Source organism: Thermogutta sp. (assembly GCF_039793925.1).
Lineage (GTDB): Bacteria > Planctomycetota > Planctomycetia > Pirellulales > Thermoguttaceae > Thermogutta.
Map to the genome: position 1 here is coordinate 34,787 of NZ_JBAMME010000206.1, position 10,932 is coordinate 45,718.

The 10,932-nt window shown below is 56.2% G+C and carries 8 protein-coding genes and 1 pseudogene; 4 read left to right on the top strand and 5 right to left on the bottom strand.

The window, feature by feature from the left end; all coding sequences use genetic code 11:
- Positions 1-374, bottom strand: a pseudogene (locus ABJK56_RS08300) (hypothetical protein); the annotation flags it as partial.
- A 153-nt stretch (positions 375-527) separates the two neighbouring features.
- On the bottom strand, positions 528-2,399 hold the full coding sequence (locus ABJK56_RS08305) for a rhamnogalacturonan lyase (RefSeq protein WP_347244197.1): 1,872 nt from the start codon (positions 2,397-2,399) through the stop codon (positions 528-530).
- Positions 2,400-3,056: 657 nt separating this feature from the next.
- On the opposite strand from ABJK56_RS08305, the gene ABJK56_RS08310 reads away from it, so the two are divergent.
- Positions 3,057-3,767, top strand: coding sequence for a MarC family protein (locus ABJK56_RS08310; protein ID WP_347244198.1), 711 nt, complete (start codon positions 3,057-3,059; stop codon positions 3,765-3,767).
- Here ABJK56_RS08310 and ABJK56_RS08315 read toward each other — a convergent pair.
- Both ABJK56_RS08315 and ABJK56_RS08320 read right to left on the bottom strand, forming a co-directional pair.
- Positions 3,751-3,954 (bottom strand): hypothetical protein, encoded by a 204-nt coding sequence (locus ABJK56_RS08315; RefSeq protein ID WP_347244199.1) that lies wholly within the window; start codon positions 3,952-3,954, stop codon positions 3,751-3,753. The two genes, ABJK56_RS08310 and ABJK56_RS08315, sit on opposite strands and share 17 nt — an antisense overlap.
- Positions 3,955-4,046: 92 nt before the next feature.
- Positions 4,047-6,401 (bottom strand): sodium/solute symporter, encoded by a 2,355-nt coding sequence (locus ABJK56_RS08320; protein ID WP_347244200.1) that lies wholly within the window; start codon positions 6,399-6,401, stop codon positions 4,047-4,049.
- 359 nt (positions 6,402-6,760) lie between these two features.
- Between ABJK56_RS08320 and ABJK56_RS08325 the strand changes: the two genes are divergently transcribed.
- From ABJK56_RS08325 to ABJK56_RS08335, 3 genes are all read left to right on the top strand, one after another.
- Positions 6,761-8,398, top strand: a complete 1,638-nt coding sequence (locus tag ABJK56_RS08325) for a hypothetical protein (protein ID WP_347244201.1) — start codon at positions 6,761-6,763, stop codon at positions 8,396-8,398.
- A gap of 409 nt (positions 8,399-8,807) precedes the next feature.
- Positions 8,808-9,875 (top strand): SMP-30/gluconolactonase/LRE family protein, encoded by a 1,068-nt coding sequence (locus ABJK56_RS08330; RefSeq protein ID WP_347244202.1) that lies wholly within the window; start codon positions 8,808-8,810, stop codon positions 9,873-9,875.
- Between the two features lie 96 nt (positions 9,876-9,971).
- On the top strand, positions 9,972-10,340 hold the full coding sequence (locus tag ABJK56_RS08335; protein WP_347244203.1) for a hypothetical protein: 369 nt from the start codon (positions 9,972-9,974) through the stop codon (positions 10,338-10,340).
- Positions 10,341-10,459: 119 nt separating this feature from the next.
- Here ABJK56_RS08335 and ABJK56_RS08340 read toward each other — a convergent pair.
- A partial coding sequence (locus ABJK56_RS08340; protein ID WP_347244204.1) for a DUF4159 domain-containing protein occupies positions 10,460-10,932 on the bottom strand: 473 nt, incomplete at its 5' end.

Consider the following 10,932-nt stretch of genomic DNA (forward strand, 5'->3'; position numbering starts at 1 on the left):
TCCCCTTTGACGTGCCTCCCATCGGCGAGAATAAGTTCACAGCTTTGATGTGGTTCACCAACCACGTGGCCGGCGGTCAAAACATAGCCGTCCTCGGTGACGATCACCCCGCTCCCCTGCGTATTGCCGATCCGCACTGCGACGATGCATGGTTTAAGCTGTTCAATCAATTCTGCCACTTGCTTTTGGAGGTCCCGCATCTGGCCAGCATCTTTGGGGGCCTCTGCCACCGGAATGGCAGGTTCCGCCCAAACCAAAACGGCAACCTGCACTGGTGGAGAGACAGTCATCGCAAACAGTGCTACGGCAAGCCACACGCGTGGAAATAAACTCGAATAGCGGCGAAGGAAAACGAGAAGTTGAGATCCCATCATAACGCTTTTACTCCTATCCGAATGAACGGAAGCCTCTAAGCCCGATTTTTTCCCTATTGTTGGCAGGCCTTTGTCCTGACGCAACAAGGAAGCCACGGTCTATGACGCGGTTGTGGGGTGCTTCTGGGACGAGGAAAAAAGAATCCGCCTGGATTATGGCCGGGATTTGGTGAGCCGGACCGATGGCCGTTTCGGCGGCGCCATCCCTTCTCCTAGGTAGAATCCCGGATGGGCCGGTTGATTGTAGCCCACATTCTGCCAGGCGACCCCGAGCCGGTACACGGGGTCGTGCATGAGCGTCACAAACCGATGGTTGGTGGGTTCGGGGGTTGTGAAAAGATACAAAGCGCGACCATCACTCGTTCGCCAAAGGATTTCTTCCCGCCAATCGCCGAGGATATCCGCACAGAGGCAGGGATTGGCCTTTGTGCCGTTGTTGGAGGCGCATCCGTACTGGGATGCGTCGAGAAGCGTCACCGTACTTTCAGTTTCGGGGATCCACTTTTCAATTCGGGTGCCGCTGAGGAGTTCTCGGAGGAGATCGCCGTCCCACCATACACCCATGTTGCACGACCGGGGAGCACGTTCCGCAATGCGTTGGCCACGACAGTTGTACAGACCCTGTAGGCCTGGACCAATGGCCCAGCATTCTAGACCGCGATAGCGCGGGTCGATGTCCAGCGCCAGCCCGCGAGCTACATCTGGGGAGGCCAATCCCCACACAACCTTGCCCGTCGCAGCATCGCGCAAATTCGCGCCATAGGGATGGGAGGGGCGTTCGTGAATCCCGAAGACTTCAAGCCCCGGCCTGTCGGGATCGATGTCCGTCAAATGCAGTGCGTCTCCATGTCCAAGGCCCGTGGAATAAAGGCCATGACCGTTGTGATCGATGGCGCACGCACCGTAGATGATCTCGTCACAGCCGTCGTCGTCAACGTCCGCGACGGCCAGATTGTGGTTGCCCTGCCCCCGATAAGCGCGGTTGGAGTCCGGGCCTGCGTCGCTGTCGAAAACCCATATCAGTTGAAGTCGTTGATTGCGATAGTTCCAGGCCGCCAGTACAGTCCGCGTGTAATATCCCCGGCACATGACCACGCTGGGATGCTCGCCGTCAAGATAGGCCACGCATGCCAGAAATCGGTCGGAGCGGTTGCCGTAATCGTCGCCCCAGTCTTGGACACGACCTCGTGGCGGTACGTAGGGGACGGTCGTGATAGCGCGTCCGGTTGGCCCGTCAAACACGGTGAGGTACTCAGGACCTGTGAGGATGAGCCCCTGGCTGTCACGATAACGGGCGGTGGGCGACCCGATCACATGCCCTACTCCGTCCACGGTCCCGTCGGCGGTTCGGCAAACGACTTCGGCACGGCCATCCCCATCCAGGTCGTAAACAATGAAGGGGGTGTAATGTGCCCCTTCGCGAATATTCGGACCGAGGTTAATTCGCCAGAGGAATTTGCCGTCCAGGGTATAAGCCTCTAATTTTGTCTCGCCTGTTGGTCCGCGCTGCGAATTGTCGCGCGGACGCATTTCCTGCTTCAGCACGATTTCGTATCTGCCGTCCCCATTGAGATCTCCGACGGAGGCGTCGTTCGGCATATGCCCCGGCAACGTTTGAAGGGGGATGACCAGATACCTCTGCCCCAGTTCAACTTTGACCACCGCTGGTTCGCCGAGGTTGCGGCCGTTTGCCACGGGCGTCACGCGATAGATCCGGGGAAATGGTGCCGTTCGATCGGAATCGATGAAATGAGTTGTCATATGCAGGACCGACGGAGTGAGCCTGTGCCAAACGCCCATGGAATCCTGCCGATCAACATAAAAGCCGATCTCTTCGGGATCGTCCGCCAGCAGTCGCCAGCTAAGCATGACGGTCTGGTCTCCGCGGTCGATCGCAACACAGCCGCGATCAAGGGCCTCCATTTGGCGCTCACCCCCGGAGCTGTGTACGTTCGTGAACAGACACCAGCCCACCACGGCACCCAGGAAAAGGCATTTTTCCAGGCTAATTATTGAATACCTCATGACAGCAAGTCATCGAATACGGAAATTGGATAACAATGTGCCTGCTTTCCCTTCATTTTGTGTCAGGTTGGTACCAAATCAAATGGGCGGCTGAATCGCAAGCTATTCGCAGCACCCAGCGCTTGCCCCAGTGAACAATGCATTTAGACAAACACATTGGCGAACGCCACTGTTCTCTAGATCATTGCCCTCTCTGGCGGACCCATGCCGCATTCTGCCCGACGGAAGTAAAGCGGCGGGTTCTCTGACAACCGTTTTCAGGCGGAGCATTCTTGGGAGAACGTGCTACAAAAAACGCTTTCCCCGTAGAGGCCCGCATGAACTAGGTCAAGTATAACCGTTGGGGGAACTCAGATCGGTATAAAAACTCTGGTAAAGGCAAGTTCTTTTATACGTAATGGGACAGGTGCGTAACGGTACGGGGGCCCGTCGCAACGGCCCAGCCAATCCTCGGCCCTGGGGAAATTGTCGCTCCGTCCGTGGACACTGGCTCGTGTGTACTCATCCGGATCAGCCATCAGGGCAATTCATGAGTTGCCCCGACCGTATCAGCTAATTCCAGCACCCGGAGGCGAATCCTCATCCACCCACTGGTTTGAAATTGGGCGCACTTTAGAGCATCGTCTATTGTCGGGTGCCAATCACGGGGAGAAAATGATGCTTTACCGTAGAGAGAAAACGTCAATCCGACCGCCCATGTTCAATCAGATCATGGACTTCCTGTATCGATTCGCTCTGTGTTTTGTTCCCCTGTTTGCCGCGGTGGACGCAGTGGGCTTGCTCCCGCTGTTTTTGAGCCTGACAGAGGGGCTAACGCCCACGGTCAAACAGCGCATCCTATGGCAGATGGTTCTCACGGCAAGCTCTGTCGTCATTGTGTTTGTCGTCGTAGGGCAGGTCCTCCTCCAATTCCTGGGCATTACGATTGCCGATTTCATGGTGGCAGGCGGCACCATGCTCTTTATTGTGGCCATGAACGACCTCTTCGCCACGGATAAAGGGCGGCCCCATTTGGATACGGAATCTCTGGGGGCTGTTCCGCTGGGTGTGCCTCTCACTGTGGGACCGGCCGTCCTGACCACGGTGCTTTTGCTGGCCAACCAGTATGGAAAGCTGCCGGCCCTTTCGGCAGCACTCGCCAACGTTGTTCTGGCGGCGGGGCTGTTCTCGGTCGCAGCCAAGATTGAGAGATTTCTCGGGCGGGACGGAGTACGAACGATGTCGAAGATCGCTTCCCTGCTGATGGCCTCTATTGCCGTGATGATAATCCGAAAAGGAATCCTCGAAATCCTGCACGACGCTTCGGTGCATATGGAAGCGCTGAACCTTTTCCGCCCGTTGGTTCCCGAGCTCACGACGAAGCTGTGACAGGTTCGGAAACCAAACTGCGAATCCGCTCAATCAGCCGCCCAATCATATCCTTTTTCTGCTTGAGGAGTTCCCGCACGTCGTAAAATCGGGCATGACGGATTTCGCAGTGGAGATCGGCCTCTTCACGCTCCAGCAACTCAAGGATGAGTTCCCATTCCTCACGCGACAAGAGTTCTGCGTTCATAGCCGCACCTCCGCTCCAAAGCATTCCCGGTTTCCTCCACGCCCGCAATTATGGTAGGGCGGGGACACCCGGTGGACAAGCTCATCAGGGCGTCAGCCGACAGGCTTGTGTGCTGGGAGAATTGCCGCGGCGCGGTGGGTTCGCAAGCTCAGGCGCTGCAACTTTTCGTGTGGAGAAGCAACCACAGAAAGATGTGCTGCCTCCGCCCAAATGGAATCCTGGGTAATGTCGGGTGCCCGCCGCAACTCCACATTGGCGCTGGTCGGCACAACGACGCGATGTTCCCCTTGGGCGTCTCGCCATGTGAATATCCGTTGTCCCGCCTCCTCTTTCTCTTCGACGTTTGTCCCATGTGGAATCGCGGCGCGGACGATGGTCTTTTCTTCGGGCAGGTCACCGTTGGTTCTCTTGACTACCTCCACGAGATAATCCCAGACCGGTCGGAGCACGACCACCCGCAGGGACGTTTTGTCCGGCGCGCCGCCTGCGCGAAGGGTGCTGCCGTAAGTGAAGATGCCGTTTTCGTCCGTGATGAGGCGTTCGTCCAGATGATCGTCTTCGGCATCGAGAAGAATTTCCAGGCCGACGGCCGGCTGGCCGTCCACTTCCAGCTGGCCGCGAATCGGATAATAAGCGTGTGGACTCGTGAAGGCCCAGTACAGCCCGACCATAGTCAGGAATAACAGGCCAGCAAAGACCCGATAATCGAGCAGGCCGCGCCACGCGTTTTCACCCCGGAGCGCATCCCAGGGCTTCTCCCACACGAGGGACAAGCTTTCCGGCGTGTGCTTGTGAGGGAGCAAAAGCGACAGGATGACGATGAGAACGGATTCAAAGCAGAACAAGATAAACGCCATAAATAGACTGTTAATTTTTAGAATTCCCATCCAAGTGAGAATAAACACACCGATCCCCAAGAGCGAACCTCCCACCAGAATGATGAACGCAGCCCAACCCGACGTCTTTCGCCAGAACACACCCCATAAAAAGACGACCGCAGTGGGGGGAGCCACAACCGGAAACACATCGACCATTGCCTGGAAGATGGTAGTGTCCCTCCGGCCCAGCGCCATGGTCCAGGCCACCGCGATACACATCGCGACAAAAGTGGCAACTCGCCCTACCCACACCAAATGCCGGTCTGAAACCTCCCCACGCCAGCGTTTGTAGATGTCGTAGCTAAAAAGTGTTGCAATTGAATTAAGAGCGCCCGACACCGTGCTCATCAATGCCGCCAGAAGGGCGGCAATAACGATTCCGCGAAACCCTGGCCCCAGAAGCAGATTGATCATGTGGGTGTATGTTTTTTGCGTATCGGGTGAGCCATCGGTGGTGGTTGGCAGCGGGGGCAGCTTGCCCGTGTTCACCAGGCCCAGACAAATCACGCCCGGCAGCACAAACAGAAACACCGGCAAAATTTTGAGAAATCCAGCAAACAGAGGCCCAATCCGGGCATGGTTTTCGTCCCGAGCACCCAGAACGCGCTGCACAATCGTCTGATCTGTGCACCAGTACCACACCCCCAGCACGGGGTAGCCCAAAAACACCGCGTACCACGTGACACCCGTAGGATCGGCGCTGGAGCGAAGGATGCTCAGATTGACGGGATGAACGGCTTCTTTCAGCCCGTGCCACCCACCGATCATGTTCATGCCGATCCACGTGATGCACGCTGCACCGGTCAACAGCACCACGGTCTGGATGGTTTCCGTCCACACCACAGCCAGCAACCCGCCGACGATCGTGTAAATCGCCGTCGCCCCGCACATCCCCAGAACGGTCCAGAATCGGTATTGCTCAGGATTCCCATTTACAAAGGCGGGTAGAATCGTTCCTTCGAGCACGATCGCCCCCGTCAGGAGCGAGAAACCAATATGGACCACCACAGCGGAGAATATGGAGAGCACCGCAAGATAGTCGCGGCATGCCCGATTGTAGCGACGCTCTAGAAAATCAGGCAACGTGGCGACGTTTGCCCGCAAGTAAAACGGCGCAAAGAAAAGGGACAAAATGATCAACGTGAATGCCGCCATCCACTCGTAGTTGCCGTAAGTTAGCCCCGACGTAAAACCATTTTGAGCAAAGCTGACGAGGTGGATCGTAGAGATATTCGTGGCGAAAAGGGCCATGCCGATCATCGGCCAGGGGAGCGACCTGCTTGCCAGAAAATAGTCTGTCCCGCGGACTCCCTGGCGTCTCAAACCGGCCAAACATCCTAGCAAAATGATGCCCACCAGATATCCCAACACAATGGCAAAGTCGAGCCACGATAGGGTGACATGGCTGAACTGCGTAATCGTGCCGCCAGGCTCGGCCGCAATAGCACGTGGGCCCAGCAGCAAGCCGATACCGATTCCGAGCATAACGGCAAGCGTTCGAGCGGCACCTCGCGCGGACTGCGAACTACCTACGTTTGACAATAACGGACGCCAAATCATCCGGAACATATCCCGTTTCCCGCGTGTAAGCTGGTTCGATAAAGTGCTGTGAGTGTAATCACCCATTCCCTAAGCGTAACCAAGCCGTGGCCAGAAAAACCTCTCATTCACGATTAATCCCGTGGCACAAACGCAGCGTCACGAGCGAACCGATTTCCATTTCCCAGTCTCGTTGCTCTCTCATTCAGTTTTGGTAAGTCGCCGATCAAAAGCGCCAATTTAGTCACGCGCTTTTCTCTCCGCAAGGTTGACCGTATTGCAATACTCCAGGCTTGTTGGGGCAACTCGCCGGACACAGCTCGGCACGTTATCATGAACGGCGTTTGCGTGTTTCCTTAGTATGCTTTTTATTCGTAGGAGGTGTCCTCATGCGCTTGTGCGTCCGTTACGACAGATTGGTTCGGTGGATTTGCGGGTTGATAGGGACTCTCTTGCTGGCGGTCTGGGCTGCCGGTGTGGCGTATGGGGAATTGCCACCAATCGAAAAGGTGGAGCTCGGTACAAACCGAGCCCTGCGTGTCAATGGCAAGCCTTTCTTGCCAATCATGGCCTGGCTGCAAAATCCGTCCAATTTTTCTCTGGTTAAGAAATGTGGCATGAACACAGTGGCCGGATATTGGCCCCGGGCTGGGGGAACACAGAATGTGGCGGAATATCTGGAGCTGGTTAAAGCGGCAGACCTGTACGGAGTGATGCCCTACGACCCGGCCATCAAAGATCATCCGGCCTTGCTTGGCTATATCCACGATGACGAGCCCGACCTTCCTCACCAGGAGAGTTCTGCGGACGTTCAGCCGGGGCCCGGCTTGCGTCTTAATCCGAAAACCCCCTTGTGGCGTATGGTGGACGGAGACGAATCCTCGTGGTCAGTTCTCGATCCCCTTGAAAATGCAGAGTGGACGATTCGGTTGCAATCACCAGTAACCGTCAGCCAGCTAGCTTTTTGGCTTACAGTATCACCGGGATTGAGCGTCGCCACGGAGATCGCGCTCTTGGACGGCGATCGCGAAGTCGCCCGTTTCAATCTGGAAGCCAAACGCGGAAAACAAGAATTCGCCTTATCGGAGCCGTTGACGGCGAAAGCGTTTCGGTTTCGGATCGTTCGCATTGAGAGAGGGCAGAACGAATGGGGTTCCATTAGCGAGGTGGCCGCGTATGACGCCGAGGGTAAAAATGTGTTTCTTTCGCCGCCCAGGTTGGTACCCCGACAGTGGCCGGAAAGAACGAAAGAAGTTTACCAAAAGATCAAGTTGGCCGATCCTTCCCGACCAGTCTTCATGACCTTCACCGGATATTTTCATCCACATTTCGGTAAATGGAGCGACCAGGAACGGCAGTTGCTTTATCCGGCGTACATTGAGGCAACGGACGTGGTGGGCTTCGACATTTACCCCATTTATGGATGGAACAAGCCGGAATGGATCCATCTCGTCTACGAGGCTACCGCACAACTCACAGAAATGGCCGGACAGCGCCCCGTGTATGCCTGGATCGAAACAAGCAAGGGCGGACAATACACGGGCCCGTTAGAGAATCAGAAAGAAGTAACGGGGCGGCATATCCGTGCCGAAGTTTGGATGGCACTCTGCGGCGGCGCGACGGCCATTGGATATTTCACCCACGTGTGGAAACCGGCATACAGCCAGTTTGGGGTGCCGGAAGAGAACCAGCGGGCTCTCAAAGAGATCAACGATCAGCTCACGCGCCTGGCGCCGGCCATTCTCGCCACCAGGGAGACTGAAAAGCTCCGTATGGAAGTGCCCGAGAAGGCCCGATTGGCCGCGTTCCTCACCAGGCATGAGGGATTCGCATATATCTTCGCTGTCAATTACGATCCCGAGGAAAAGCCCATGGCAGCGAGATTCATTCTTTCCGATCTCCCTGGCCTGGCTTCCGGATCCGTGGAGGTGGTGGATGAGGAGAGGTCGCTGCTTCTGAGCAATTCGCAGTTCGTCGATAGCTTTGGTCCCCTGGCGGTGCATATCTATCGGATTCGCCTGGAGTAATGCCAGGAGGCCAATCTTCGCACGGCCCGTGTCATTCCGCCATTGAATGAATCACACAGTTACAGAGTCTGGGAGTATCGCTCAGTTCGCGTCATGGGCTCTCGGCTGCGCAACGAAAAGGCCGGTTGGATTGGAGGTGGCCGGAGAGGCCGAAAACGGCGCGAAACCTGGTCTATTCCAACGACACCCCAGCGTCCCCGTTGATTGCCAACGGGAAAACCAACCGTTATGATAGGGGCCAGCGTGTTTCGGGTGGGGAGTCAACCCCCGCAAGAAGAGTTCGTGTCAGTCCGCGCCACGGGGAAGAGTATTCACGGCTGAGCGGCTTCGAATTGCTCGTTTTTTGTTGGTAGGAAAAATTACGTTCAGCGATCTTTTCCAGCAATCGCGAAATGTCAGGAGGTGGCTTATGTGGAAGCTTTTCGGTTCCGGTACAACCCCCGTTCTGGATCAGCGAACGCGATACGGGCTGTTTTTTGTGATTGTCGCTCTCAGCATAACGACGCAAGTTGTGTTCGGCGCAGAGCCGTCGCACAGCCCGTCCGAAAAGGTTGCCTGGATTGAACGGGCCGATCCCGGTCTGGACGAACTGATTGCTCCCGATGCTCTGGTGGAAATACTCGCTGAGGGGTTTGAGTGGTCGGAGGGGCCGGTCTGGATTCCCGAAGGTGGATATCTTCTCTTTTCGGATGTGCCGAAGAATACGATCTACCGATGGAAGGAAGGGCAGGGGATTGACATATTTTTGAAACCTTCCGGCTACACAGGTTTCAGGGAGAGGGGCGGTGAGTCGGGATCGAACGGTTTGGCACTGGATCGCCAGGGCCGGTTGCTCCTTTGTCAGCACGGCGATCGACGGGTAGCCCGATGGGAAAAAGGGTGTTTCATCACATTGGCCGACCATTACGAGGGAAAGCCGCTCAATAGCCCGAACGACCTAGTCGTCAAATCGAACGGCGATATTTACTTCACCGATCCTCCCTATGGGATGACGCCGGAGGCACAGCGAGACCCAAATGCGCTGGGATTTTGCGGGGTCTATCGCATTTCAGCGGACGGCAAACTGACTCTGCTGGTACGGGATATGACCCGGCCAAATGGGATTGCCTTTTCTCCAGACGAGAAGACTCTCTATGTCGCGCAGTCGGATCCCCAGCGCCCTCTTTGGATGGCATTTCCTGTGCGTGAAGACGGAACGCTAGGGGAAGGCAGGGTGTTCTTCGACGCTAAACCATGGCAACAATCTGGGTTACCGGGATTGCCTGATGGAATGAAAGTGGACCAGAAAGGCAATCTCTTTGCCACCGGACCAGGCGGTGTTAACATTTTTCGCCCGGATGGTACGTTTCTCGGCCGCATCCGTGTGAAGGTGCCCACAGCAAATTGCGCTTTTGGCGATGACGGGTCTACTCTCTATATCACCGCCGACATGTACTTGTTGCGAGTAAAAACGAAGACGAAAGGGTTAGGTTTCTGAACTCGTCAGAGCGAAATGGCGGAGAAAGACGAAGGAGGCTGTCGCGGGTGACAGCTTGGACCCCGTAAAAACCATTTTGAGAGGAGTGAGGATGCCATGCATCGGAAGGAGATCCTGGCAAAACTGGCAGCGGGTGAGATCTCTCTGGAAGAGGCGGATCGGCTGCTTGCTGAACTTGGACCGGAGTTGCCCCCGCTGACGTGCAAAGTCAGCCCCAAGGGGGCCGTGAGTGTCTACGGACTGCAACGGATGCCGGTCACCCTGTACGCCGATCAGTGGTTTCGCCTGCTGGAATTCGGTGAGCAGATCCGTGCATTTATCGAACGGCATCGCGCCCAACTTCGCTGGCGTGAGAAAGGTGAAATGACTGAAAAATTGGCTTCGCCGGAAAGCGGGGCCGATACCCATGGCGCGAGCAGTACTGCCAGCGATCCGCATGAGACCTCCCAAGGGACATGCGCCTAAACGGCAAGTCGCCACACGGAATCAGGGTCGGCGGGGCGAAGAAAAAATCCTTTCAACTTACAAATGCGGACTTCTCACAGTACCGATATGCTCGAAAAATAAATCCAAAACAGTCTCGACTACTGTTGGAGCGAATAGAGGAGGATGTTTATTCCAAGTCGGGCGGCGTCTTCCGGAGTATAACCGCGACAGCCCACTGTTTGTTGACGCTCAAGTGCACAACTGAGATCGTAAGGCGAGAAAATTACCGCCCAGCGGTCGTCAATGCGGATGCCCTCCAGTTCTGGTGGGACACGTCTTAAGGCCTCTGCAGCCGGGCTTTCTGGGCCGACGGGTTGGGGATCGCGACGGGTGACGAATCTCACATCAAAGCCGCCATACGCCGTGGTGTAAATGGGATCATCGGGTGGGATGGGCTGAAGGGGATGATCGGGTATCAATGTTGCGAATTCTCGCCGGAATGACTCGGCAAACGCCCGATTGGCACACACGGCATCGGCCAGGATCATACCCCCGCGTTCCAAATAAACGCGAAGTTGCTGTCGCTCATCGTCGGTCAGCCGAAAGGCGTTTCTCCCGTGCATGAATGCTA